This window comes from Evtepia sp. (assembly GCF_056797215.1).
In genome coordinates, this window is record NZ_JBQILM010000026.1 from 11,930 (window position 1) to 37,145 (window position 25,216).

At 60.0% G+C, this 25,216-nt stretch carries 28 protein-coding genes; 14 read left to right on the forward strand and 14 right to left on the reverse strand.

Annotation, left to right across the window (positions count from 1 at the left end):
• Positions 1–29: 29 nt before the first annotated feature.
• On the reverse strand, positions 30–1,316 hold the full coding sequence (locus ACTOZL_RS07140; protein WP_482477543.1) for a hypothetical protein: 1,287 nt from the start codon (positions 1,314–1,316) through the stop codon (positions 30–32).
• Complete coding sequence (locus tag ACTOZL_RS07145; RefSeq protein ID WP_482477544.1) at positions 1,313–1,636, reverse strand: PadR family transcriptional regulator; 324 nt, start codon at positions 1,634–1,636, stop codon at positions 1,313–1,315. Before ACTOZL_RS07145 ends, ACTOZL_RS07140 begins: the two co-directional genes overlap by 4 nt.
• A gap of 245 nt (positions 1,637–1,881) precedes the next feature.
• Between ACTOZL_RS07145 and ACTOZL_RS07150 the strand changes: the two genes are divergently transcribed.
• A complete protein-coding gene (locus ACTOZL_RS07150; protein ID WP_482477546.1) occupies positions 1,882–2,040 on the forward strand; it encodes a hypothetical protein in 159 nt (52 codons plus the stop codon).
• Between the two features lie 79 nt (positions 2,041–2,119).
• Here ACTOZL_RS07150 and ACTOZL_RS07155 read toward each other — a convergent pair whose 3' ends face one another.
• The 3 genes from ACTOZL_RS07155 to ACTOZL_RS07165 all read right to left on the reverse strand — a co-directional run bounded on the left by ACTOZL_RS07155 (position 2,120) and on the right by ACTOZL_RS07165 (position 4,438).
• A complete protein-coding gene (locus tag ACTOZL_RS07155) occupies positions 2,120–2,842 on the reverse strand; it encodes an amino acid ABC transporter ATP-binding protein (RefSeq protein WP_482477547.1) in 723 nt (240 codons plus the stop codon).
• Positions 2,829–3,545: an amino acid ABC transporter permease gene (locus ACTOZL_RS07160; RefSeq protein ID WP_482477548.1), complete on the reverse strand. Its 717-nt coding sequence runs from the start codon at positions 3,543–3,545 to the stop codon at positions 2,829–2,831. The genes ACTOZL_RS07155 and ACTOZL_RS07160 overlap by 14 nt, the downstream gene beginning before the upstream one ends.
• An 80-nt stretch (positions 3,546–3,625) precedes the next feature.
• A complete protein-coding gene (locus ACTOZL_RS07165; protein WP_482477549.1) occupies positions 3,626–4,438 on the reverse strand; it encodes a transporter substrate-binding domain-containing protein in 813 nt (270 codons plus the stop codon).
• 267 nt (positions 4,439–4,705) lie between these two features.
• Between ACTOZL_RS07165 and cysK the strand changes: the two genes are divergently transcribed.
• The gene (gene cysK / locus ACTOZL_RS07170) at positions 4,706–5,641 is read left to right on the forward strand and encodes a cysteine synthase A (protein WP_482477550.1); all 936 of its coding nucleotides are present in this window, start codon (positions 4,706–4,708) and stop codon (positions 5,639–5,641) included.
• A 220-nt stretch (positions 5,642–5,861) separates the two neighbouring features.
• On the forward strand, positions 5,862–6,380 hold the full coding sequence (locus ACTOZL_RS07175; protein ID WP_482477551.1) for a hypothetical protein: 519 nt from the start codon (positions 5,862–5,864) through the stop codon (positions 6,378–6,380).
• A 149-nt stretch (positions 6,381–6,529) separates the two neighbouring features.
• Here the strand turns inward: ACTOZL_RS07175 and leuB are convergent, their stop codons facing one another.
• From leuB to ACTOZL_RS07200, 5 genes are all read right to left on the reverse strand, one after another.
• On the reverse strand, positions 6,530–7,600 hold the full coding sequence (leuB, locus tag ACTOZL_RS07180) for a 3-isopropylmalate dehydrogenase (protein ID WP_482477553.1): 1,071 nt from the start codon (positions 7,598–7,600) through the stop codon (positions 6,530–6,532).
• Positions 7,601–7,603: 3 nt separating this feature from the next.
• The gene (leuD, locus tag ACTOZL_RS07185) at positions 7,604–8,095 is read right to left on the reverse strand and encodes a 3-isopropylmalate dehydratase small subunit (protein ID WP_482477554.1); all 492 of its coding nucleotides are present in this window, start codon (positions 8,093–8,095) and stop codon (positions 7,604–7,606) included.
• Positions 8,096–8,113: 18 nt separating this feature from the next.
• Positions 8,114–9,373: a 3-isopropylmalate dehydratase large subunit gene (gene leuC, locus ACTOZL_RS07190; RefSeq protein ID WP_482477556.1), complete on the reverse strand. Its 1,260-nt coding sequence runs from the start codon at positions 9,371–9,373 to the stop codon at positions 8,114–8,116.
• Positions 9,374–9,433: 60 nt separating this feature from the next.
• Positions 9,434–10,117, reverse strand: coding sequence for an LURP-one-related/scramblase family protein (locus ACTOZL_RS07195; protein WP_482477557.1), 684 nt, complete (start codon positions 10,115–10,117; stop codon positions 9,434–9,436).
• Between the two features lie 797 nt (positions 10,118–10,914).
• On the reverse strand, positions 10,915–12,621 hold the full coding sequence (locus ACTOZL_RS07200; RefSeq protein ID WP_482477584.1) for a 2-isopropylmalate synthase: 1,707 nt from the start codon (positions 12,619–12,621) through the stop codon (positions 10,915–10,917).
• Between the two features lie 434 nt (positions 12,622–13,055).
• Here ACTOZL_RS07200 and ACTOZL_RS07205 point away from each other — a divergent pair, with 434 nt between their 5' ends.
• The 9 genes from ACTOZL_RS07205 to hisIE all read left to right on the forward strand — a co-directional run bounded on the left by ACTOZL_RS07205 (position 13,056) and on the right by hisIE (position 20,737).
• Entirely contained in the window at positions 13,056–14,165 is a 1,110-nt protein-coding gene (locus ACTOZL_RS07205; RefSeq protein ID WP_482477559.1) for an ATP phosphoribosyltransferase regulatory subunit, read from the forward strand.
• The gene (gene hisG / locus ACTOZL_RS07210) at positions 14,162–14,839 is read left to right on the forward strand and encodes an ATP phosphoribosyltransferase (protein WP_482477560.1); all 678 of its coding nucleotides are present in this window, start codon (positions 14,162–14,164) and stop codon (positions 14,837–14,839) included. The genes ACTOZL_RS07205 and hisG overlap by 4 nt, the downstream gene beginning before the upstream one ends.
• Positions 14,836–16,122 (forward strand): histidinol dehydrogenase, encoded by a 1,287-nt coding sequence (gene hisD, locus ACTOZL_RS07215; RefSeq protein ID WP_482477562.1) that lies wholly within the window; start codon positions 14,836–14,838, stop codon positions 16,120–16,122. The genes hisG and hisD overlap by 4 nt, the downstream gene beginning before the upstream one ends.
• The gene (locus ACTOZL_RS07220; RefSeq protein WP_482477563.1) at positions 16,119–17,195 is read left to right on the forward strand and encodes a pyridoxal phosphate-dependent aminotransferase; all 1,077 of its coding nucleotides are present in this window, start codon (positions 16,119–16,121) and stop codon (positions 17,193–17,195) included. The genes hisD and ACTOZL_RS07220 overlap by 4 nt, the downstream gene beginning before the upstream one ends.
• On the forward strand, positions 17,182–17,760 hold the full coding sequence (gene hisB, locus ACTOZL_RS07225; RefSeq protein WP_482477564.1) for an imidazoleglycerol-phosphate dehydratase HisB: 579 nt from the start codon (positions 17,182–17,184) through the stop codon (positions 17,758–17,760). Before ACTOZL_RS07220 ends, hisB begins: the two co-directional genes overlap by 14 nt.
• Positions 17,761–17,877: 117 nt before the next feature.
• On the forward strand, positions 17,878–18,498 hold the full coding sequence (gene hisH / locus ACTOZL_RS07230) for an imidazole glycerol phosphate synthase subunit HisH (RefSeq protein WP_482477565.1): 621 nt from the start codon (positions 17,878–17,880) through the stop codon (positions 18,496–18,498).
• 1 nt (position 18,499) lies between these two features.
• Positions 18,500–19,222, forward strand: a complete 723-nt coding sequence (gene hisA, locus ACTOZL_RS07235; RefSeq protein ID WP_482477567.1) for a 1-(5-phosphoribosyl)-5-[(5-phosphoribosylamino)methylideneamino]imidazole-4-carboxamide isomerase — start codon at positions 18,500–18,502, stop codon at positions 19,220–19,222.
• Entirely contained in the window at positions 19,219–19,974 is a 756-nt protein-coding gene (hisF, locus tag ACTOZL_RS07240) for an imidazole glycerol phosphate synthase subunit HisF (RefSeq protein ID WP_482477569.1), read from the forward strand. Before hisA ends, hisF begins: the two co-directional genes overlap by 4 nt.
• A gap of 115 nt (positions 19,975–20,089) precedes the next feature.
• A complete protein-coding gene (gene hisIE, locus ACTOZL_RS07245) occupies positions 20,090–20,737 on the forward strand; it encodes a bifunctional phosphoribosyl-AMP cyclohydrolase/phosphoribosyl-ATP diphosphatase HisIE (RefSeq protein WP_482477571.1) in 648 nt (215 codons plus the stop codon).
• A 151-nt stretch (positions 20,738–20,888) separates the two neighbouring features.
• On the opposite strand, the gene ACTOZL_RS07250 is transcribed toward hisIE, so the two are convergent.
• The 4 genes from ACTOZL_RS07250 to ACTOZL_RS07265 all read right to left on the reverse strand — a co-directional run bounded on the left by ACTOZL_RS07250 (position 20,889) and on the right by ACTOZL_RS07265 (position 24,365).
• On the reverse strand, positions 20,889–21,410 hold the full coding sequence (locus ACTOZL_RS07250) for a GtrA family protein (RefSeq protein WP_482477573.1): 522 nt from the start codon (positions 21,408–21,410) through the stop codon (positions 20,889–20,891).
• Between the two features lie 31 nt (positions 21,411–21,441).
• Complete coding sequence (locus tag ACTOZL_RS07255) at positions 21,442–22,710, reverse strand: glutamate-5-semialdehyde dehydrogenase (protein WP_482477575.1); 1,269 nt, start codon at positions 22,708–22,710, stop codon at positions 21,442–21,444.
• Positions 22,711–22,712: 2 nt separating this feature from the next.
• Positions 22,713–23,492: a glutamate 5-kinase gene (proB, locus tag ACTOZL_RS07260; RefSeq protein WP_482477577.1), complete on the reverse strand. Its 780-nt coding sequence runs from the start codon at positions 23,490–23,492 to the stop codon at positions 22,713–22,715.
• A 519-nt stretch (positions 23,493–24,011) separates the two neighbouring features.
• Complete coding sequence (locus ACTOZL_RS07265; protein ID WP_482477579.1) at positions 24,012–24,365, reverse strand: helix-turn-helix domain-containing protein; 354 nt, start codon at positions 24,363–24,365, stop codon at positions 24,012–24,014.
• A gap of 156 nt (positions 24,366–24,521) precedes the next feature.
• Between ACTOZL_RS07265 and ACTOZL_RS07270 the strand changes: the two genes are divergently transcribed.
• Complete coding sequence (locus tag ACTOZL_RS07270; RefSeq protein WP_482477581.1) at positions 24,522–24,749, forward strand: hypothetical protein; 228 nt, start codon at positions 24,522–24,524, stop codon at positions 24,747–24,749.
• 164 nt (positions 24,750–24,913) lie between these two features.
• Entirely contained in the window at positions 24,914–25,189 is a 276-nt protein-coding gene (locus ACTOZL_RS07275; RefSeq protein ID WP_482477583.1) for a helix-turn-helix domain-containing protein, read from the forward strand.
• The last annotated feature ends 27 nt before the right edge of the window (positions 25,190–25,216 follow it).

Here is a 25,216-nt window from a genome sequence, read left to right on the forward strand (position 1 = left end):
CTCCTCTCCCCATACGGGCCGCCCCGTCTCTACAGTCTGATTGCCCCCAAGCGCTCCCCCACCAGGGCCATCTGGGCGGGGGTGGGCGCCCAGGGGAAGCTGACCTCCACCATCACGTCTGAATACCCCAACAGGTAGGTATGGGGGGTCACCGCCTGGGTAAAGCGGTAGGCCCACTGGGCCCCCCAGGGTTGGGCGGGGCTGTCCTCCCTAGGCCGGTCCCCCAACTGCTTTTCCCGGCATAGGCCATAGAGGGCCGGGCACTTGACCTGGGCGATATGGTATTGAAAATACGCCGCCTCCCCCTGGCCGAGGCCCTCCCACAGGGCAAACTGCCCCAGCAGTGGGGAGCGGTCCCCTGTGCAGAACAAGTCGTCCTCCGCTGCCTCCACCTTTAGGTCCGCCAGCACCAGGGGCGGATGGGCCTGCCAACCGTGGAGGCTGTATTTCCGGTCCAGTTGGTCCACCAGCCCGGTCCCCTCCCCAATGGCAAGGCCCACCGAGAGAAGGATGCACAGCAGGATGGTCACGTCTCGGATTCTGTCCCGATGGACCCGTTTCTTTCGCATCACCTCTTCCACCAGGATACAGAGAAAGATAATCGCCGCTGCCCGGAAGAAATCATAGAAACTCTGGACGGTAGAATCCATGGCCATCCAGCCAAAGAACAGGAACGGGGCCGTCAGCCAAAGGCAGAGGGTTGCCCAGGGGCGGCCTTTGGCGGGAAGAAACTCCCCTTGCGCCGCCGCCGCCAGGGCCTTGTTTCGCCAGCGGTAATAGGCGGCCAGGACTCCCAGGGACAGGGGCAGGAAGATCACCCCGCACAGCAGCAGGGAGAGGTCCATGCCGCTGGCCAGAAAGGCCACGGTACTGGTAAACAGGCTGTTCAACCCCATGGCCAAGCCCAGGATGGCCAGGACAAAAAACAGGCAGCAGGTGGGCAGCAGGGTCTTTTTTGCCATGCGGTGCATGTTCTCCACCATGACCACCGGGTCTGTCTCTATGGGGACGGGGTTGGGCTGGCGGCTATAGTAAATCTGCACCGGGCCGGTGGACGCCGCCAGGGTCCAGCCGCTGTGGGCACACAGGGCAGCCAGGGGATCATCCGGGGTGGGGTCCGGGTCGTATGGGCCGATCTCCGGGTCATAGACCACAGTGAAGGGCAGGGCCCTGGGCTCGATCCGGCGGTAGCGCCAGACAGAAAGGAATATCCCATCCAGAAGCCAACCCTTTCGGGCCATGGCCTCCAAGCGGCAGCGGATGCCGTCGGGGTCATAGAGCGAATACAGCACAAAACGGTATTTGCGGTCTCTCATGGGGTCTCCTCCTCTCCAAAGGCCCGGCGGTAGTCCTCCGCCTGGGCGCAAATCCGGTGGTACTCCTTCTCCACAGCCTCCCGGCCCTTATCTGTGAGGATGTAGCTGCGGCGGCGGCCCTCCACCTTGGTCTCCCGGATCATCCCCGCCTGGGAGAACTGTTCCAGGAGGTTATACAAGGTCCCGGAGCCCACACTCACCCGTCCCTGGGTCATCACAGGCACCCGGTCCAGGATGTCCATGCCGTAGCACTCCTTCCGGAGGCATAGGAGCACATAGAACATCTGCTCCGTCAAGGTTTGGAATTTTTCCCTGGGCACCACCGCCACCCCCCTTCTATTCTCGATAATCGAGTTTCCTTGTCTGTATTATATTCTCGAATATCGAGAATGTCAAGAAGAAAACTGCCCGCAGAATTTACAAGCTGCAACTATTTTGAACTGTCATAGTTTACTCGACCAATTTATCTTGAAAAGTTGTTGTTTTCTTGTTATATTTGAATTGTCATTTCAGGGAGGGGACGACATGCTTTACCGTAAAATCGCCGCCACCATAGCTGTTGACCTTGTTAAAATTCCTGCGGGAGGATGGCCGCTTCACCTACATCGCCAGCGGTTCCCTCTTGGGGGTGACCCTCTCGGAAACCCCCTCCATCCCCATGGGCAGCATCCGCAAAATCCGAATGTTTCCCCTGCTGGAATCCAGCAAGAAAAACCTCTTGTAGCTGCGTGGCACAAACAAAAAGACAAGGATTGCAGGGAAGGATGCAATCCTTGTCTTTTTTGTATGAACGGAACCGCCCCTCACAGCACCTTGGCCAAAAAGCTGCGGGTGCGCTCCTCCTGGGGGTTGCCGAAGATGACTTCGGGGGTGTTCTGCTCCACGATGCGGCCGTCGGCCATGAACAGCACACGGTCCCCCACCTCCCGGGCAAAGCCCATCTCGTGGGTGACCACCACCATGGTCATGCCCTCCTGGGCAAGCTGCTTCATAACGTCTAAAACCTCCCCCACCATCTCCGGGTCCAGGGCGGAGGTAGGCTCGTCAAAGAGCATCAGCTTGGGCTTCATGGCCAGGGCGCGGACGATGGCAATGCGCTGTTTCTGTCCGCCGGAGAGCTGGCTGGGGTAGGCCTCGGCCTTGTCCGCCAGACCCACCCGCTCTAGGAGCTCCTTGGCGGCCTGGTCCGCCTCCCCCTGCTTCATCAGCCCGGTGCGCACCGGGGCCAGGGTGATGTTCTTCCGGATGGTCATGTTGGGGAAGAGGTTGAAATGCTGGAACACCATGCCCATCTGGCGGCGGACCTGGTCGATGTCCACCTTTGGCCCGGTGATCTCCTGCCCCTGGAAGGTGATGCTGCCCTTGGTGGGCTCCTCCAACAGATTCAGGCAGCGCAGGAAGGTGGATTTCCCCGACCCGGAGGGGCCGATGATGACCACCTTTTCCCCAGGATGGATGTGTTCGTTCAAGTCCGTGAGGACCTCATGGTCCCCGAAGGATTTATACAGGCCTTTAACGTCGATCACTTTGCCGCATCCTCCTTTCCAGCAGGCCCAGAAGCCAGCTGAAGATCAGCACCAGCACCAGATAGATACATGCCGCCCCCAGCAGGGGGAACATCTGGTCATACGTCCGGTTGGCCACCCCTTTGGCGAAGTAGATCAGCTCCTTGCCGCCGATGACGGTGAGCAGGGAGGTGTCCTTGAGCAGGACGATGAACTCGTTGCCCAGCGCCGGCAGGATGGCCTTCACCGCCTGGGGCACGACGATAAAGCGCATGGTGTCGGTATAGGGCAGGCCCAAGCTCCGGCCGGCCTCCATCTGTCCCCCGTCCACGGCCATGAGGCCGCCCCGGATGATCTCCGACACATAGGCCCCGGAGTTGATGCCCAGGCCGAACACGCCCACGGCGGTGGCGTTGCGGCTGAAGGTAAAGACCACGAACATCCAGATCAGCAGCTGCAGCACCATGGGGGTGCCCCGGATGATGGTGACGTATACCTTGGCAATGACATTGAGCACTGCCAGGACGGGGTTATGGCGGCCTGGACGCTGCTGGTCGTGGGCTGTGCGCACCAATGCCACCAGCACCCCCAGCGCCAGGCCCAGCACCAGGGCCAAGGCCGTGGCCAGGAGGGTGGTGCCCACCCCTTCGATGTACTGGGTCCAGCGGTTTTCGGCGATAAAGGCCATGTAGAACTTGAGCTGGAAATTCTCAATAAAGCTCATAGACACGTTCCCTTCTCTCTATACCCTGCAAAACAAGAAAGGGCGGCGAGCGCCGCCCTTTCCCGGGGGATGATGGCGAATTATTCAGCCTTGATGTACTTGTCCAAGATGGCCTGGATGGTGCCGTCTGCCTTGAGTTCCTTCAGGGCGTTGTTCACGGCTTCCAGCAGGGCTTCGTTGTCCTTGGAGATGCCGATGGCATAGTCCTCGTTGGCGTACTCGGTGTCCAGGATGGTCAGGCCCTGGTTGGCGGCCACGTACTCGGTGGCGGGGCCCTTGTCGATGACCACGCAGTCCACCTGGTCGTTCACCAGGGCTTGGACAGCGGTGATGCCGTTGTCATAGGCGGTCACATGCTCCTCGCCGTAGTCTCCGGAGCAGTAGTTGAAGCCGGTGGTGCCGCGCTGGGTGCCGATCATCTGCTCGCCCAGGTTGTCCAGGGTCACGTCGGAGCCCTCCTTGACGATGATAACCTGGACGCCGTTGGCGTAGCTGTCGGTGAAGTTCATCACAGCCTGGCGCTCCTCGTCCACGGTGACGCCAGCCATGACGATGTCGCTCTTGCCGGTCTGGGCAGCGACCAGGGCGGCGTCAAATTCCATGTCGTCCACCACCAGCTCCAGGCCCAGCTTTTCGGCAATGGCCGTGGCGATGTCAATGTCGATGCCCTCGAAGCCGCTGTTGTCGGTGGTCATCTCGTAGGGGGGGAAGGTGGCGTTGGTGGACATGTGCAGCTTGCCGGCCTCGGTGGTGACCAGCTCGGTGGTGGCGTTGGTGTCGTCACCGGCATTGTCTCCGGCGGCATCCTCCGCCGGCTTCTCACCGCAGGCGGTGAGGGCGCACAGGGACAGCAGCATGGCGGCTGCCATCAGGATGGACAAAAGCTTCTTCATGTTGGAAAAACCCTCTTTTCATGTTTTCTTCACTCGGCTGGGCCGAATTGTTTTATAATTATACAGCATAGCGCCAAATAATGCAAGAAAAACCGCCCCCCCTTCCTTCGTCGAATGCAACAAAAGGGCAGGGCGGGTTGGGCTGTCTTGGCGGAGAGTAGACCAAAAGTTTTCCCCACCCCATTGACGGGCTGTGCTTGTGGGGCTATACTCGAAGCAAAGAGGCGGCGCAGGCTGCGCTGCCGCAGCGCGAAGGAGGATGCGACTATGGCAAAGATCTATACGGCAGTGGACCAGCTGGTGGGGGGCACGCCCCTGTTGGAGCTGACCCATCTGGAACAGGAGCTGGGGCTGAAGGCCAAGGTCCTGGCGAAGCTGGAATACTTGAACCCCGCCGGGTCCGTGAAGGACCGGGTAGGCCTGGCGATGATCAACGACGCAGAGGCCCGGGGGCTGTTGCAGCCTGGGGCGGTGATCCTTGAGCCCACCAGCGGCAACACTGGCATCGGCCTGGCGGCGGTGGCGGCAGCCCGGGGCTACCGGCTCATCATTGTCATGCCCGACAGCATGAGCTTGGAGCGGCGGCAGCTGATGTCCGCCTATGGCGCGGAGCTGGTGCTCACCCCAGGGGCCCAGGGGATGCAGGGGGCCATTGACAAGGCGGAAGCACTGTCCAAGGAAATCCCCAACAGCTTTGTCGCTGGACAGTTTGTCAACCCCGCCAACCCCAAAGCCCACCGGGAGACCACCGGGCCGGAGATTTATGCCGACACCGACGGGGCTGTGGATATCTTCGTAGCCGGTGTGGGCACCGGGGGCACCATCACCGGGGTGGGGCAGTATTTGAAGGAGAAGAAGCCCGGGGTGAAAATCGTGGCGGTGGAACCCGCCACCTCCGCCGTCCTCTCCGGGCAGCCCGCGGGGGCCCATGGCCTACAGGGCATCGGCGCGGGCTTCGTGCCGGAGGTGCTGGACACCGGGGTATATGACGAAATCATCCCCGTCACCAACCAGGACGCCTATGAAACCGGACGGCTGCTGGGCCGGAAGGAAGGGGTGCTGGTGGGCATCTCCTCCGGCGCTGCCGCCTGGGCGGCCATCCAGCTGGCCCAGCGGGAGGAAAACGCCGGGAAAACCATCGTGGTCCTCCTGCCGGACACCGGGGACCGGTATCTCTCCACGCCTTTGTTCGGGGCTGAGTAAGGGGCACATACACCACCAGCAGTGTGGGTCGGTGGGCAAGCATCATTATGGAGAAGTGTATTTGAATCAAACAAGGTATACACCTAGTTATAACAATGCTGCATACGTAGCGCTACATAATACGGTCAGCCCCCACGATGATGGTGCGATAAAGGCCGTTATCCGTGGTGTAACTTGTTATTTTTAATGACAGGGCAGCGATAAGTCAAAGGAGGCTTCCATGAAAAAAGGTATCTGTATCAGCTTGTTGGTCATGCTGTTTCTTGTCCTGCTTGCTGTTGTGTTCCTGTTTTTTAGAGAAACTCCTGTGGTAAAGGAAGAAAGCACCTATCACATTGTAGCTGTTACATTCTACTCTGACGAAAGTGCTAATAAGCTATATTTTGACGAGCAGGTCTTGGATGCTATGGGAAACCAATGGGAAACGATCGAAAGTGAGTTACTTGCTTCCCTAGTTCCATGCACGAAACGGCGCAGTACGGAGCTCCTTTTTTCTCGAAAAGGAACCCCAGTACAAATTCCGGATTGGATGGAGCTCTGCGTGGTACTGGTCGATGAGGAAGAAACACCCACAAGTGTTCTTCTAGGAAATGGACGAGGCCAGCAACGGAACTTTATTTATGATCCCCCGGTATATAACCTTTCTCAGGGAGAGCAGCTCTGTAATCAATGGATATCCTTATTACAGCCAGTATTGTTTTCCAAGAGGAACCCTACTCAAAACCTACCAGCGGGGTGAGGCCCTTAGCCCCACCCCGCTGGCGGCATATGTTCCCCTTAACAAACCGCACGCTGTCAAGAGAACAGCGTGCGGTTTGTTGTGGTCTGTAGATACGAATAAAACTAAGTAGATGAATCCACCAGCAGGTAGTCTATGATTCTGTCCGCTCAAATCGCCGCCGCGATGGCCGCGCCCATCTCCTTTGTGCCCACAAGCTTGCCCTCTCCGGTGAACAGATCCGGGGTACGCAGGCCCTGGGACAGGACGGCCTTCACGGCATCCTCGATGGCGTCCGCCTCGGCCCCCAGGCCGAAGGTATAGCGCAGCATCATGGCCACGGACAAAATGGTGGCGGTGGGGTTGGCCTTGTCCTGGCCGGCGATGTCCGGGGCGGAGCCGTGGATGGGCTCGTACATGCCAAAATTACCCACGGCCAGGGAGGCGGAGGGGAGCATACCGATGGAGCCGGTGATCTGGCTGGCCTCGTCGGAGAGGATGTCCCCAAAGATGTTGCTGGTGACAATCACGTCAAACTGCCGGGGATTGCGCACCAACTGCATGGCGGCGTTGTCCACGTATAGGTTGTCCAGGGTGACATCGGGGTAGTCCTTGGCCACCTCCGCCACCACCCGCCGCCACAGGCGGGAGGAGTCCAGCACGTTGGCCTTGTCCACGCTGGTGACGTGCTTGCTGCGCTTCTGGGCCATGTCAAAGGCCACCTTGGCAATGCGGCGGACCTCCCCCTCGGAGTACTGCTCCACGTCGTAGGCGGCGGGGCCCATGGGGGTGTCCTTGGTGCCCCGCTCGCCGAAGTAGATGCCCCCGGTGAGCTCCCGAACCACCAAAATGTCCAGGCCCCCTTCCAGGATTTCCGCTTTCAGGGGGGAGGCCCCTGCCAGGGCCTCAAAGATCATGGCGGGGCGGAGGTTGGCGAAGAGGCCCAGCTCCTTGCGCAGGCCCAGGAGGGCACGCTCCGGGCGCTCCCCGCCGGGGAGGGTATCCCACTTGGGTCCACCCACAGCCCCCAGCAGCACCGCGTCGGCGGCCTTACATACGTCAATGGTCTCCTGGGGCAGGCAGTTGCCCACGGCGTCGATGGCGCAGCCCCCCGCCAGGACATCCTGGCAGTGGAAGCTGTGGCCGAACTTCCCCTCAATTTTGTGGAGCACCAGCAGGGCCTGTTCCACGATATCGGGGCCGATGCCGTCGCCCCGGATTACGGCGAGTTTTGCTTCCATGGCTCACTTGCCCCCCTTCTGGATGGAGGCCATGAGGCCCCCGGCCTGGATGATCTCCTTGATAAACTCCGGGAAGGGGCTGGCCTGGTAGGTCTCGTTTTTGGTGAGGTTGGTAATCACCCCGGTGTCGAAGTCCACCGCCACCTCGTCCCCGGCGTCGATGCCCTCGCTGGCTTCTGGGCATTCCAGAATGGCCAGGCCGATGTTGATGGCGTTGCGGTAAAAAATCCGGGCGAAGGTCTTGGCGATGACACAGGAGATGCCGGACTCCTTGATGACCATGGGGGCGTGCTCCCGGGAGGAGCCGCAGCCGAAGTTCAGCCCCCCCACCATCACGTCGCCGCTGTTGACAACCTTGACAAAGTTGGTGTCGATGTCCTCCATGCAGTGGGTGGCCAGCTCCTTCTTGTCAGCGATATTCAGGTAACGGGCGGGGATGATGACGTCGGTATCCACGTTGTCCCCGTACTTATGGACAAGCCCTTTTGCGTTCATACTGTGCAGCTCCTTTCCTTACAGACCACGGGGGTCAGCGATTTTCCCGGCAATGGCGGATGCCGCGGCAACGGCGGGACTTGCCAGGTAGATTTCCGAAGTGATGCCGCCCATGCGGCCCACGAAGTTCCGGTTGGTGGTGGCCACGCAGCGCTCGCCGTTGGCCATGACCCCCATGTGTCCCCCCAGGCAGGGGCCGCAGGTGGGGGTGGACACGGCGCAGCCCGCGTCGATGAAGGTGGTGAGATACCCCCGCTCCGCGCAGGTTTTGAAAATCTCCTGGGTGGCGGGCATAACGATGCAGCGCACATGGGAGGCCACCTTCTTGCCCTCCAACAGCTTGGCCGCCACCTCCATGTCCTCCAAGCGGCCATTGGTGCAGGAGCCGATGATCACCTGGTCGATGCGGATATCCTCCACCTGGGAGATGGGCTTGGCGTTCTCTGGCAGGTGGGGGAACGCCACGGTGGGTTCAATGCTGCTCAAGTCGATCTCGATGGTGCGGACATACTCCGCGTCGGGGTCGGCGGCATAGACGGTATAGGGCCGCTGGGTGCGGCCGTCCAGGTAGGCCTTGGTGATCTCATCCACGGGGAAAATCCCGTTCTTGGCCCCGGCCTCAATGGACATATTGGCGATGCACAGCCGGTCGTCCATGGACAGCGCCGCCACCCCTTCGCCGCAGTATTCCAGGCTCTGGTACAGGGCCCCGTCCACGCCGATCATCCCGATGAGGTGCAAAATCACGTCCTTACCGCTGACCTGGGGCTGCAGCTTGCCGGTCAAATGCACCTGGATGGCCTCAGGGACCTTGAACCAGGTCTCCCCTGTGGCCATGCCCGCGGCCATATCCGTGGAGCCCACCCCGGTGGAGAAGGCCCCCAGGGCGCCGTAAGTACAGGTGTGGGAGTCCGCGCCGATGATGCAGTCCCCGGCCCCAACTAGGCCTTTTTCCGGCAGCAAGGCGTGCTCCACGCCCATCTGACCCACATCGTAGAAGTTATCCAGGTCGAAGCGCTTGGCGAAGGTACGGCATTGCAGGCACTGTTCGGCGGCCTTGATATCCTTGTTGGGGGTGAAGTGGTCCATGACCATGGCCACCCGGCTCTTGTCAAACACGCCGGTGAAGCCCTCCTTCTCAAATTCCCGGATGGCCACCGGGGAGGTGATGTCGTTGCCCAAGACCATATCCAGCTTGGCCCGGATGAGCTGACCGGCCTTGACCTCGGGGAGCCCAGCGTGGGCGGCGAGGATTTTTTGCGTCATTGTCATTCCCATAGGGAACGCCTCCTTTTTGTGGGGCGAATCGCCCCTGCTTTTCAGTTTTTCAAAAATACTTTATTCATCGTCCCAGCTATCTTCATCGAATCTGAAAGCATCTTTTATCTTATCTGTTCGGCTGGGTGCATTTGCAACGTCAATAGCTAGTACAATCATCAAAATAAGAATCTCATTTGCGCCCCTTGGGAATCGAATGAGGTAGGTATCGCCCCAAAACAAAATCTTTTGAGAAATCGTTGCAATTGGTTTGCCGTCCGCAATAATGTTGTATTTCAATCCCAGAATATTTCCTTCAACCGTCCAGCCGTTGTCTAGTAGATATTTTCTCTTTGTGATTGATCTCGTAGACTGAAGCCTTCCGACTCTTTGTCCATTCACTATAAAATCGAAATCTACCGCATGTGATTCCCTTATAGCGGATGCCCTTAACGCAAGGAGTTTCTGTTTGACGGTACCAAGTTTTCCCCCGTGCGCATCATAAATAAAAAGATGAGGTTTTGCTGAAACAAGTTTCCTTTTTACAGAATAGACTACACTTTCATTCTCATCATAGACGCTGAATTTATCTCGCAACAGATATTGTTCTTTGTTGATTAAAAGCACTTTCTCTCCAGGTGCACAGCGAAATAACTTTTGACGTTTTTGAGTTTCTTTTGCCTCTATTACGTCAATGGATTTATCTAATATTTTCCCAGCAGTATCTGCTGCTACATGTCCAACAAAATCACCAATGATTCCCATTTCGTCATGTGTAATCCTTTCCTGTTTGTGGGGGCGGATGGCCCATGCTTTTCGTTGTATTATAACATAGTTTATGACATGTTGCGCACAGCGTCAATTAAAGTTTTCGTCCACCTTTTTCAGACGAAGCGTGGAGCCGTCGTGAGCAGCGGGCTAAGCCCCGGAGCGCAGGCGAAGCCCCGGAGCGCAGGCGAAGCCCAAGGAGGGGCCGCAGGCCCTGGATGGGTTCGCCGGAGTCGGAGGGGCTTAGAACCGCGTCGCGAACAGGCGCAGCGTGACACTACCAAGGTTGCGGAGTGCAGAGGCCGCGCCTCTGCCGGGTGCGGGCAGCGCCCGCAATCGCCAATGTTCCGCAGGAACGAGGCCCCTTGTTGGAAATCGTACCACCAACCAGTGCCCCACTTAACGCCGTACCCCACAGCCCCGTTGTCCCCATTTCCCGCACAGTACGGGCCCTTTTGTCCGCTTTTTTTCAGAAAAAAAGCAGACGGAAAAAAACAACGGGGGCGAGACTGAGAGGCCTACCGTGCGGGGAACTTAGCGCCCGACCTGCCTGGTGCTCTCGTCCACCACCCGTAGGCCGGCCGGGCCGGAGCTGCCGGCCCCAAGGTGGGTGCGTTGTGCCGGTGCTGGGAGGTGGATTCCTTTGATTTCTTCGTTTTTTCTCTCGGATTGGCTCGTTCCCATCTAGGAAGTGGTGGGACAGGGGGAGGTTGGGGCTTGCGTTGGTTTTTGTGGGACGTAAGGTATCTGATTTCCACAGAAAGGCTCCTTTGGCTAAAGGAGTTTTTCTGTCCTTACCGGTCGCTTCCCTCTGTCACGGGGATAAACTGCTTCACCTTATTCTCCCGGTTCACTGCGGTAATCAGGGCGTACACGGAGGCCATGGTGATGTCGCTGTCCACGCCCACGCCCCAATAGTGCTTGCCCTCTGCGTCGGCAATCACCACGTAGGCGGAGGCCAGGGAGCTGGAATCGGTCTCCAAGGCGTGTTCCTCATAGTCCACAAACTGGTACTGAATGGCGGGGTTTGCCAGCTTCAGCACGTTGCTCACCGCGTCCAGGGGGCCGTTGCCCTTGGCGCTGAGGAAGAAGTGCTCGCCGTTGATGGACAGGGTCACGTCGGCGGCGGTGGTGCCACCCTCCCGGACCCAGGTGATATCGTCCAGGGCGATGGGGATATCCTTGTTCTGGTACTCATGCTGGAAGGCCACCAGGATGTCCGCCGGGCTGAGCTCCTTGTGGGCGTGGTCGGAGACATCCTTGATGAAATAACCCACCTCGGCAGCCATCTCCTTGGGCAGGGAGTAGCCAAAGTTGTGCTCCAAAATATAGGAGATACCCCCCTTGCCGGACTGGCTGTTGATGCGGATCACGTCGGTTTCGTACTCCCGGTTTACGTCGTGGGGGTCCAGGGGCAGGTAGGGGACGGTCCAGCGCTCCTCCCCCCGCTCCTCCCGGAAGTGCATCCCCTTGGAGATGGCGTCCTGATGGGAGCCGGAGAAGGCCGCGAACACCAGGTGCCCGGAATAGGGCTGGCGGTAGCCCACGGTCATGCCCGTGAGCTTTTCATAGACCTCCACCACGCGGGGCATGTCGGAGAAGTCCAGCTGGGGGTCCACCCCGTGGGTGAAGAGGTTCATGGCCAGGGTGACGATATCCACGTTGCCGGTGCGCTCGCCGTTGCCGAACAAGGTGCCCTCGATGCGGTCGCCCCCCGCCAGCAAGGCCAGCTCCGCCGCCGCCACGCCGCAGCCCCGGTCGTTGTGGGGGTGGATGGAGACAATCACATTCTCCCGGTCATGGAGGTGCTTGCCCATGTATTCGATCTGCTGGGCGTAGACGTGGGGCATGGACATCTCCACGGTGGAGGGCAGGTTGATGATCACCTGGCGCTCCGGCCGGGGCTTCCACACGTCGATGACCGCGTTGCAGATGCGCAGGGCGAACTCCACCTCTGTGCCGGTGAAGCTCTCCGGGGAGTATTCAAAGCGGAAGTTGGTCCCTGGCATCTTGGCGGCGTACTCGTCAAAGAGCTTGGCCCCGGAGACGGCGATGTCCACAATCTCGTCCTCGCTCATCCGGAACACCTGCTGGCGCTGGGCGAAGGAGGTGGAGTTGTACAGGTGGACAATGACGTTCTTGGCCCCCTGGATGGACTCAAAGGTCTTTTTGATGATATGCTCCCGGGACTGGGTCAACACCTGGATGGTCACGTCGTCGGGGATCAAATGCTCCTCAATGATGGTACGCAGGAAGGTGTATTCCGTCTCCGACGCGGCGGGGAAGCCCACCTCGATTTCCTTAAACCCCAGCGCCAGGAGGAATTTGTAAAAGTCCAGCTTTTCTTCCAGGCTCATGGGGGTGATCAGGGCCTGGTTGCCGTCCCGCAGGTCCACGCTGCACCACTGGGGGGCCGCGGTGAGGCGGTCCTTCTTGGCCCAGTCAAAGCAGGGCTCTGGGGGCAGGTAATAGCCGGGGCTATACTTCTTGAAATTCTTCATCATAACCATATCCTTTCTTTCGGGGGAGAAACAACAAAAGCCATCGTCTCTCCAGGAATATCAAGAGACGAAGGCTGACAAGCTTCCGCGGTACCACTCTTGTTGGCGTCCAACAACGCCCACTCAAATAGTTCACGCTCCGGGGTGAGACGCGTGCCTCGCTCCATGCGGCCTTGCACCAGACGGCCGCTCTCTGGGTTGGAGGGGGAGACAGCATATTCCCTTCATTGCGTGGGGTATGCAGTTTTATATGTTCCTAGCATAGCGGATGCGGGCGGGTTTTGTCAATGGGAAAGGGGGAAAATATTGCACAAATACGTCCGTCTCACAGGCGGGAAATTTTCCTTGCTGTGGGTGCTTTCCTCTTTACTTTATCGTGCTAGAGTGGTAAACTGTGAAACAATGGGATGAATCAAAGGAAAGGAGCGGGCACCATGGAACTGGACACGCGTATCCTGCGCCGGGAGGAGCAGACCATTTACCGCCTGCGGCAGCTCTACGAGCGCCGGGGCTACAGCCCCTTTAAGATGAGTAAATTTGAGGAATACGACCTCTACGGCCGCAGCAAGGACTTTTTGGTCAGCCAGCGGATGATCACCTTCACCGACGAGCGGGGGGTGCTCATGGCCTTGAAGCCGGACGTGACCCTCTCCATCATCAAGAGCACCCGGGAGCAGGCGCCGGGGCCCCGGAAGGTCTATTACAACGAGACCGTGTACCGCTGGGGCAAGGGGGACGAGGGCTTCCAGGAGATCATGCAGACGGGCCTGGAATGTATCGGGCAGCTGGACCTGTACCACATCTATGAGGTCATTGCCCTGGCGGCGGAGAGCTTGGCCTCCATCAGCCAGGAATACGTCCTGGACCTGTCCCACGCGGGGCTGGTGGGCGGCTTTTTGGAGGCCGCCGGCATCCCGGAAAAGGACCTGCCCCGGGTGATGGGGGCGGTGCGGGCGAAGAACCGGACGGAGCTCGCCCACTACTGCCAGGAGAAGGGCCTCAGCGGCACCGTGGCGACCCTGCTGGAAACCCTCATCACCACCTACGGCCCCCTGGAACAGGCCTTGCAGGCCCTGGCCCCCCTGTGCGTGGGGGGCAAAAAGACCCGGGAGGCCTGGGAGGAGCTCAGCAGCATCCAGGCCCTGCTGAACGCCAACGGCTTAGGGGACAAGGTCTATTTGGACTTCTCCGTGGAGGGGGATGTGGACTACTACAGCGGCATCGTCTTTCGGGGCTTTTTGAAGGGCCTGCCCCGGGGGGTGCTCTCCGGGGGGCAGTATGACAAGCTGGTCCAGCGCATGGGCAAGCACTGCGGGGCCATGGGCTTTGCCCTCTACCTCAACGAGCTGGAACGCCTGGACCCCGTCCAGGGGGACTTCGACGCGGACCTGCTCCTGCGCTACGACAGCAGCACAGACCTAACGGCCCTCACCCGGACCCTGGCGGAGCAAACCGCCGCCGGGAAGCGGGTGCTGGCCCGGCAAGACCCCACAGGGGTCCGGGCCCGGGAGGAAATGGACCTGAGAGGAGGGGCGAGGACATGAGACCACGATTTGACAGCGGCATTTCTGCCGACGGCTTCCTGAACGTAGCCCTCCCCAAGGGCCGCCTGGGGGAGCGGGTGTATGCCATGCTGGCCCAGGCGGGCTTCCCCTGCCCGGAGCTGCTGGACCCCAAGCGGAAGCTGATTTTTGAGAACCCGGAGGCCAAGGTCCGCTACTTCTGGGTAAAGCCCTCCGACGTGCCCGCCTACGTGGAGCGGGGGGCCGCCGACGTGGGGGTGGCGGGGAAGGACATTCTGTTGGAATACACCCCCAACGTCTATGAACTGCTGGACCTGGAAATTGGCAAGTGCCGCATGTGCGTGGCGGCCTTGGAGGGCTTCCGGGACGACCTGGACAAGAAGCTCCGGGTGGCCACGGAGTTCCCCAAAATCGCCCGGAGCTATTACAACAGCCAGAGCCGGGACATTGACGTGGTCCGCCTCCACGGCTCCATTGAGATCGCCCCCATCCTGGGGATGACCGACGTCATCGTGGACATTGTGGAGACCGGCACCACCTTGAAGGAAAACGGCCTGGTCCCCATTGAGACCATCGTGGACATCAGTGCCCGGCTCATCGCCAATCAGGTCAGCTATCAATTCAAACACGAGGCCATCCAGACCCTTTTCCAGGGCCTACAGGGACAGGTGGCGGCAAAGGAGGCAACGCAATGATCCCCATTTTGCAGGCAAGCGCCGGGGCGGAGATTTTTTCCCGGACAGACCCGGTCCGGGACGCCCAGGAGGAGGTCCGGGCCATTTTGGAACAGGTTAAGGCCAAGGGCGACGCAGCCCTGAAGGAATACACCAAGGCCTTTGACGGCGCGGATATCAGCAGCATTGAGCTGGGCCAGGGGGCCATTGACGAGGGGTTCCGCCAGGCCAACCCCCTGTTGGTGGATATCCTCTACCGGGCTGCGGAGCGCATCAGCGCCTTCCACCAGCACCAGCTGCGCAGCGGCTTCCAGACCAGCGACGAGGCCGGGGTGATCCTGGGCCAGAAGGTGACGCCCCTGGCCCGGGTGGGGCTATACGTCCCTGGGGGCACTGCCGCCTACCCTTCCAGCGTGCTGATGAACGCCATCCCCGCCAAACTGGCCGGGGTGAAGGAGCTGTGTATGGTTACGCCCCCGGGCAAGGACGGGAAAATCCCCCCGGCGATTTTGGCCGCCGCCCGGGTGTGCGGGGTGGACCGGGTGTTCCGCATCGGCGGGGCCCAAGCGGTGGCGGCCCTGGCCTACGGCACCGAGAGTGTGCCCCGCGTGGACAAGATCGTGGGCCCCGGCAACCGCTTTGTGGCGGAGGCCAAGCGCCAGGTGTTCGGCATTGTGGGCATCGACATGGTGGCAGGCCCCAGCGAGATTTTGGTGCTGGCCGACAGCAGCGCCAACCCCCAGACCGTGGCGGCAGACCTGCTCAGCCAGGCAGAGCACGATAAGGCAGCCGCGGCAGTGCTGGTCACTGACAGCGAAGCCCTGGCCAACGCCGTCCAGGCAGCCCTTGAGGAACAGCTCCCCAAGCTGAAACGGGAGGAGATCGCCCGGGCCTCCATCGACGGCAACGGCAAGATCATCCTGACCCAGACCATGGAGCAGGCGGTGGACATCGCCAACGAGATCGCCCCGGAGCACTTGGAGCTGTGCGTGGCGGAGCCCTTCCGCTGGCTCAACGCCATCCAGAACGCCGGGTCCATCTTCCTGGGCCACCACTGCCCGGAGGCCTTGGGGGACTACTTTGCCGGGCCCAACCACACCCTGCCCACCGGGGGCACCGCCCGCTTTTCCAGCCCCCTGTCTGTGGACGACTTTGTCAAAAAAAGCCAATATATCTACTACACCCCAGAGGCCCTCTCCGTGGCCCGGGAGACCGTGTCCAACTTTGCCAAGCAGGAAGGGCTCACCGGCCACGCCCGGAGCGTCGACATCCGCTTTGACCCCCAGGTGGTGGGCAAGCCATGAGCCGCTTCCTCCACGAGAAGTACGCCCCCCTAGAGGCGTACACCCCTGGGGAACAGCCCAGGGACCGGGCCTACATCAAGCTGAACACCAACGAATCCCCCTACCCCCCCGCCCCGGAGGTCTTAGACGCCCTGGGCCAGCAGGACCTGGAGGACTTGCGGCTCTACTCCGACCCGGAGGGCAAAGCCCTCAAGGAAAAACTGGCCTGGTACTACGGCTGCCAGGGGGAGAACGTCTTTCTCTCCAACGGCTCTGACGATATCCTGAATTTTGCGTTCATGGCCTTTGGGGCCCAGGGGGCGGTGTTCCCCTCCCCCAGCTATAGCTTTTATCCCGTATTCGCCCAGCTCCACGGGGTGCCCTACCGGACAGTCCCCCTCCGGGAGGACTTCACCCTGGACGTGGAGGGGCTCTGCCACACTGGCTGCCTCACTGTCCTGGCCAATCCCAACGCCCCCACCGGGCTGGCGGTGGGCTTGGAGGCCATCGAAGGCATCGTGGCCTCCAATCCAGATCAGGTTGTCCTGGTGGACGAGGCCTACATCGACTTCGGCGGGGAGAGCGCGGCGGAGCTGATCCACCGGTACCAAAACCTGCTGGTGGTGATGACCTATTCCAAGTCCCGCTCCATGGCAGGGGCCCGGCTGGGCTTCGCCCTGGGGGACAGGGAACTCATTGCGGATTTGGAAAAGCTCAAGTTTTCCACCAACCCCTACAACGTCAACCGCCTGACCCTGACCTTGGGGGCAGCGGCGGTGGATGCCGCCCCCTATTTTGTGGAAAACGCCAAGCGCATCATGGCCACCCGGGCCCGGACGGCGGCGGCCTTACAGATGCTGGGCTTCACCTTCCCGGACTCCAAGGCCAACTTCCTTTTCATCCGCCGGGAGGGGCTGCCTGGGGCGCTGCTCTACCGGAAATTGAAGGACCGGGGCGTCCTCATCCGCCACTTCTCCGACCCGGCGCTGGCGGACTACAACCGGGTGACCATCGGCACCGAGGAGGAGATGGGGGTATTTTTACAGGAAGTCCGGGCCATTTTGGAAGAGGAGGGCTTGTATGAGACAGGCTGATATCCAACGGAACACTGCCGAGACAGAAATCACCCTCTCCCTGTGCTTGGAGGGGGGCCAGCGGGACATCAAAACCGGCGTGGGCTTCTTGGACCACATGTTAAACGGCTTCGCCCGCCACGGAGGCTTTGGCCTCACGGTGCAGTGCAGCGGCGACAACTGGGTGGACGACCACCACAGTGTGGAGGACGTGGGCATCTGCCTGGGGGACGCTTTCGCCCAGGCCCTGGGGGACCTGCGGGGGGTGGAGCGTTTTGGCCAGAGCATCCTACCCATGGACGAGGCCTTGATCCTCTCCGCCGTGGACCTCTCCGGCCGGGGGATGCTCTGCTGGGACGTCCCCCTGCCCACCCAGAAGGTGGGCAGCTTCGACACAGAGCTGGCCAAGGAATTCTGGCTGGCCTTCACCCGCCGGGCAGGCTGTACCCTCCACCTGCGGAAGCTGGCGGGGGAAAACAGCCACCATATCCTAGAGGGCGTTTTCAAGGCCGCCGGCCGGAGCCTGCGGGACGCGGTAAAGATCACCGGGGACCAAGTGCCCTCCACCAAGGGGACGCTGGTATAAAGTTTTCGTCCACCTTTTTCAAAAGGTGGCGGAGTCCAGAGGCAGAGCCTCTGGCCGGGTCCAGGGCGGGAGCCCTGGGCGGGTTTGGGCGGCAGCCCAACCGAAGGAGATAAAACTATGATCGCAGTAATCGACTACGGCGTGGGAAACCTCTTTTCCCTCTGCCGTTCCCTGGAGGCCATCGGCCAAGCGCCGGTGGTGACAGGAGACGCGGAAACACTTCACCAGGCCCACCGCCTGATCCTCCCCGGCGTGGGGGCCTTTGCCGACGCGGCGGAAAAGCTCCGCGCCACAGGCCTGGACCAGGTGCTCCGCGCCGAGGCCCAGAGGGGCAAGCCCATCCTGGGCATCTGCCTGGGGATGCAGCTGCTCTTTGAGGAGAGCCACGAATTTGGCCGCTGCCCTGGCCTGGGGCTGATCCCCGGCAAGGTGGTACCCATGGAGGGGGTCATTCCCCCGGATTACAAAATCCCCCACATTGGCTGGAACGCCCTGGACTTCCCCCAGGGGAAGCAGCACCCCCTGCTGCGCACTGTGCAGGCGGGGGACTGCGTGTACTTTGTCCACTCCTTCTGGGCGGACCAGTGCGGAGACGCCTGCATTGCCACCACGGAATACGGCGCGGTGCTCACCGCCGCCGTGGCCCACAGAAAAGTGATGGGCTGCCAGTTCCACCCGGAGAAGAGCGGGGACGTGGGCTTGCAGATTTTACGGACATTTTGTGAGGAGGACTGGTGAGATGAAGATTTTCCCTGCCATCGACCTCTTTGGGGGCCAAGCTGTGCGCCTCTACCAGGGGGACTATGAACAAATGACGGTTTACGACCCGGACCCCCTCCACACCGTGGCACGCTTCGAGGCCGCCGGGGCCAGCTGCCTCCATGTGGTGGACTTGGAGGGGGCCAAGACCGGCGAGACCACCAACCTGGCCACCATTGAGGCCATCGCCAAGCAGACGGGGCTTTTCGTCCAGGTGGGGGGCGGCATCCGCACCATGGACACCGTGCGCCGCTACCTCAACGCCGGGGCCAGCCGGGTGATCTTAGGCACCGCCGCCGCCACGGACCCGGACTTCACCGCCGCCGCTGTGGCGGAATATGGGGAGAAGATTGCCGTGGGGGCGGACCTGAAAAACGGCAAGATTGCCATCAAGGGCTGGCTGGAAACCAGCGCCGAGAGCTGGGACGCCTTTCTGGGCCGGATGCAGGACCTGGGGGTGCAGACGGTCATCTGCACCGATATCTCTAAGGACGGCGCCATGGGGGGCACCAACCATAAGCTCTACGCCGCCCTCTCCGCCCGCTACGACATGGACATCATCGCCTCCGGGGGGGTATCCTCCCTAGAGGATGTAAAGGCCCTGCGCCGGGCCGGGGCCGCGGGCGCCATCATCGGCAAGGCCCTGTACACCGGGGCCATCGACCTGGCTCAGGCGGTACACCTGGGGGAGGACAAGCCATGATTACGAAACGCATCATCCCCTGCCTGGACGTGAAGGACGGCCGGGTGGTGAAGGGGGTCCGCTTTGAGGGGCTCAGCGACGTGAGCTCCCCGGTGGAGCTGGCGGAGTACTACAGCAAAAGCGGCGCCGACGAGCTGGTGTTTTACGACATCACCGCCTCCGCCGAGGGCCGGGGCCTGTTCACCGATATTTTGCGGGAGACCGCCAGCCGGGTGTTTATCCCCCTCACCGTGGGGGGCGGCATCCACAGCTTGGAGGACTTTGACCGGGTGCTGAAATGCGGCGCGGACAAGGTCAGCGTGAATTCCGGGGCCATCCGCAACCCGGCGCTCATCCGGGAGGCCGCCCAGCGCTACGGCAGCCAGTGTGTGGTGCTCTCCGCCGACGTGAAGCGGGTAGACGGCCAGTTCCGTGTCTTTGGCCGGGGCGGCCGGGACGACACCGGCCTGGACGCCATTGCCTGGATCCAGCAGGGCGTGGCCCTGGGGGCCGGGGAGGTGGTGGTGAACTCCATCGACACCGACGGGGTAAAGGGCGGCTTCGATTTGGAGCTGTTAGAGGCAGTCTGCGCCGCTGTGAAGGTCCCTGTGGTGGCCTCCGGGGGGGCAGGGAAGATGGCGGATTTCACCAAACTCTTCCAAACCATCCCCGGCGTGGACGCAGGCCTGGCCGCGTCGGTGTTCCACTTTGGGGAAATCGCCATCCCAGCCTTGAAAGCGGAGCTGCGCCAAAACGGAATCCTCGTCCGATAACAAAGCGGCGTTTTCGTCCACCTTTTCCAAAAGGTGGCGGAGTCCAGGGGCAGCGCCCCTGGTGGGTTTGGGCGAAGCCCAACGATCCATCGTATCAACAAAAAGGAGTTGCCCCATGAACATGATAGACAAGCTGAAATTCGACGAAAAGGGCCTCATCCCCGCCATCGTGGTGGACGGCACCTCCGGCCAAGTGCTCACCCTGGCCTACATGAACCGGGAGAGCTTAGAACTCTCCATCAAAGAAGGCCGCACCTGCTTCTATAGCCGCTCCCGCCAGGCGCTGTGGCGCAAGGGGGAGACCTCCGGGGCGGTGCAGCACATCATCGACATCACCGCCGACTGCGATTACGACGCCCTGGTGGTTCGGGTGAACAAGGACGGCCCCGCCTGCCACACCGGGGCGGAGAGCTGCTTCCACAATCCCCTCTGGACGGGAGACGAAGCCCCCGGCTTCTCCCTGGACGGCCTTATGGAAATGCTCCAAGGCCGGAAGGAAGCCCCCAAGGAGGGCTCTTATACCTCCTACCTCTTTGAAAAGGGTTTGGACAAAATCCTCAAAAAGGTGGGGGAAGAGTGTACCGAGGTGATCATTGCCGGAAAAGCAGAGGACAAGGCAGAGACGGTGTATGAAATCGCGGATTTGGCCTACCACGTGATGGTCCTGATGCTACAGCTTGGCATCTCCCTAGAGGACGTGGAGGGAGAGCTGGCCAAGCGGCATGTAATCGACAAGAAGGTGAAGCAGGAAAAGATGGTGTGAGGGGGCAGGCCGTGGGTTGATAAATCTTCAAAATACTCGTATAATAAAAACAGAAGGGCGCTGTTACTGACAGTCAGCCCCAACATTTAATCAACAACAAAAGGACGGCTGCATCCGCAGCCGTCCTTTTGTTGCCGTTTCCCACAAGTTTTCACACCTTCCCTGTCTCCTCATGGGGCTGCCCTGGGTAGAGGAACAGCTTCCGGGCAGAGAAGTTCCACGCAAACACCAGCAAACTGCTGACGAATTTGGCCAGCATGAGCTGCATCCGCAGCCGGGTGGTGAAGAGGTAGAGCAGCAGCAGGGTCAAGCCCAGGCCCCCGGCGGAGATGGCCCCAAAGACCACCACCTCTGCCCCAGGCCGCACCGCCGCGTCCACCGCCCGGAAAGCAAAGTGCTTGGTGAGGAGGAAGTTGCAGCTGATGCCCATGAGGAACGCCAGGGCAGCGGCAATCAAATAATGGGCCCCGGAGCGTTCCAGGGAGTACAGCAGGAGATAGTCCACCAGGAAGGAAGTTCCCCCAGTGATACCGTAGCGAATGAGCTGGATGATGGTATTTTCTGTAGGCCGGAGGAAGAGGGTGCGGAAGTCCCGATCCTGTAGGATATCCCAAAGCTGCATGGCATCGTCGATGGTGTGTTGATGCAGATGCCGCAAGAAAAAGTCCTTCATCAAAAGGCCCCTCCCTTTCTCATCAATTTGACTATCGCGTCTGTCCGTCCCCTAAGATGACGTACTTATAGCTGGTGAGCTCTTCCAAGCCCATGGGGCCCCGGGCGTGGAGCTTTTGGGTGGAGATGCCCATCTCGCAGCCCAGGCCGAACTCGCCCCCGTCGGTGAAGCGGGTGGAGGCGTTGATGTACACCGCCGCGCTGTCCACGGCGTGGGAGAAGTAATAGGCCCGGCTCAAATCCTCCGTGAGGATGGCCTCGCTGTGGCCGGTGGAATGGCCGTTGATGTGCTCCACCGCCGCCTCCACATCGGGCACCACTTTCACCGCCAGGATATAGTCCAAAAACTCCCGGTGGAAGTCCGCCTCACTGGCGGGGGTGCCGGGGATGATGGCCTGGGCGGCGGCGTCTAGGCGCAGCTCCACCGGGGGCAGGCCCTGGGCGGTGCGCTGGTCCACCAGACGGTCCCGGAGCCGGGGGAGGAAGTCCGGGGCGATGGCGGCGTTCACCAGGCAGACCTCCGCGGCGTTGCACACCGAGGGGCGGCTGGTTTTGGCGTTGTCCACAATATCCAGGGCTTTGTCCAAATCGGCGCTCTCGTCCACAAAGATGTGGCAGATCCCCGTGCCCGTCTGGATACAGGGGACCTTGGAGCGCTGCACGCAGGTCTCAATGAGGGAGGCCCCGCCCCGGGGGATGAGCAGGTCAATATAGCCCACCGCCTCCATAAGCTCGGTGGCGCTGTCCCGGCTGGTGTCCGTCACCAGGCTCACCAGGGCGGTGGGGAGCTGGCAGCGCTCTAGCCCCCGGTGGAGGGCCGCCACAATGGCGCGGTTGGAGCGGATGGACTCCTTGCCCCCCCGCAGGACACACACGCTCCCGGCCTGTAAGGCCAGGCTGGCGGCGTCGGAGGTGACGTTGGGGCGGGATTCGTAGATGATGGCAATGACCCCCAGGGGCACCGAGAGCTTTTGCACCTCCAACCCGTTGGGCAGGCACTGGAAGGAGCGCACTTGGTTGATGGGGTCCGGCAGCGCCGCCACTGCCCGCATCCCCGCGGCCATACCGGCAATGCGGGGGGCGGTGAGGCGCAGGCGGTCCACCATCACCGGGGATATGCTCCCCTGGACGGCGGCGACATCCGCCGCGTTGGCCTCTAGGATGGCCTGGGTGTCCGCTTCCAGGCAGTCCGCCATGGTCAGCAGCAGGGCTTTCTTCTTCTCCGAGGGGAGAAAAGCAATGGCGGCTTTGGCCGCGTTGGCGGCCTCCAACAGGGGCCGCGTCAAGGTCAGGTCAGACATAATTAGCCTCGCTTTCCGCAAAAACGGCTGCCGGCACTGCGTCCGGCGGCGGCTTCATAGAGCAATGTAGGGTCGGCGCCGTTGGCGATGACCATGTCGCAGCCGGCATCCATACAAATCTGGGCGGCGTGGAGCTTGGTGGCCATCCCCCCGGTGCCCAGGTGGGAACCGGCCCCTCCCGCCAGGGCCAAAATCTCCTGGGTGAGGACGGGGATTTCCCGGATGAGGGCGGCGTCGGGGTGGGTGTGGGGGTCAGCGGTGTAGAGCCCGTCGATGTCCGAGAGGAGGACCAGCAGGTCCGCTTCCAGGCTCACGGCCACGATGGCGGCCAGGGTGTCGTTGTCCCCGATGCCCAGCTCTTCCGTGGCCACGGTGTCGTTCTCGTTGATGATGGGCAGGGCTTTCAACTCCAGCAGGCGGCCCATGGTGTTGCGGAAGTTGGCAAAGCGGTCTGGATGGTTCACGTCTGCGGCGGTGAGCAAAATTTGGGCCACGGTGTGGTTGTATTCGGAAAAGGCCTTGTCATAGGTGTACATCAATTCGCACTGACCTACGGCAGCGGCGGCCTGCTTGCCGGGGGTGTCCTCCGGCCGCTGGTGGAGGGAGAGTTTGCCCATCCCCATGCCGATGGCCCCAGAGGAGACCAAGATCAGCTCATGTCCGGCGTTTTTCAAATCACTGAGGACCCGGCACAACCCCTCCACCCGCCGCAGGTTCAACAGGCCCGTGGGATGGGCCAGGGTGGAGGTGCCAATCTTTACCACAATACGTTGGTTGAGCAAGGGACAGCACACCTCCTGGCAAAAAATTCATACATTATTCATACTCTAGTATACGCGATAAAAAAAACGCTGTCAACAATAGAAATTTGACAAAGTACTACAACCCCTTAGCCTCCCCCTGGGGGCACCTTAGGGCAGGCATTGCTGGTTGACAAATTCTAAAAACAGTTATATAATAAAAAAAGAAGGCCGCTGCTACTGACGGTCAGCCCAAAGCAACTAGGGATTTAATCCGTTAGCCGCTCGGATTCCGGTCGGGCGGCTAACACGCTTTTATGGACAGCACGACCAGCGAAACCGCCAGACATGCCAGAACACGAAGCGCAAAGAGCACTCGGTCCTTCCACATCAGCTACCACCTCCCCCCTATTTTGTATTCGCCAAGGGGTTCTATCGGTGGGCCAACCGCCGTATGTAACAGCGCACCTTATGTTATGAGGGGGCCACAACGTCGCAGTTGTGGCCCCCTCGTTTTATTGTAAAAAACGTTTCCCTGGTGTCCCAATCACCTGTCAGGTATTAGTGATCGGAACCATCAGATAGGGATTTTTCTATATCATCCAGCGAATTGATAAAGGCAAGAACCGCCTTTACTTGGTCATCATTCATTTTCTCTAATTGCGAAGTGACCTGTCTATAAGTATCAGGTAAGTTTTCTTGATTGAAGCATTCATCATCTTCAGATGCCCAATAGTCAAGCGAAGTTCCAAAATATGCCGCTAGTTTCCGCAAGGTGGTTAGCTTTAACCCTTTATAGCCCTTCTTGTACCAACCGTCAATGGTGGTATAAGGAATATTACAGGCTTTAGATAAAGTGCTTTTATTTAGATGGTTTTTCTCCATCAAATAGTCTAGCTTCTCTAAGAAATCCATTGTATCATCACCTCTAATTAAGATAATTTTATCACGAAAGAAAGTAAAGCGCAAGAATGAAATTACCCTTATACATAAAAAAGGCTTGACATATTACGTTTGAGGGTATATATTTGAGTTAAAATTACCCAAAGGGGTAAACCGAGGGGTGAGGATATGTTTGCCAACTTGCGAACAGCGTTACAGCAAAAGGGAATCTCTACAAAACAATATGCAGAAGTTTTGGGAGTTGAAGAAAAAACAGCACAAAACAAATTGATAGGAAGAACTGATTTTACATATCCAGAGTTTATAAAGACCTGCGCGTTGCTTTTTGAATACACTGCTGACTACTTATTTACTGAAACTGCGGCAAAGGAAGAACAGACAGCACAAGCTGGATAAACGCAATCCTGCGCCTTGTCAAAGGGCAAGAGAGTATAGGCATTTCACAGCACGAAAGGGGATGAAACTATTACAAAATTACATAAAATCCACCTATAGGTATACCATAATCTCCCGTCGGCGGATTTTTTTATGATAAACTGATGGTGGAGGGGGGACTGCCTATGCTTGACTGCGCTGAAAAACTGAAAAAGCTGCGGGAAGCCAGAGGCATGACCCAAGCACAAGTGGGTGCGCGGATTGGGATATCCAAAACGATGGTCAGCGCCTATGAGACAGCCAGCAAAACCCCATCGGTGGAGGTATTGGTCCGTCTTGCCCGTCTGTACGGGGTGAGTGTGGACTACTTGGTCAGCCTTGATGCCCCGAAAACCCTGAATGTATCCACACTGGACGACGAAACCGTTGCCCGCTTAGCTGCATACATTGAGAAAATATAGGATGGTGGTTCTTATGTTCCTTTATAA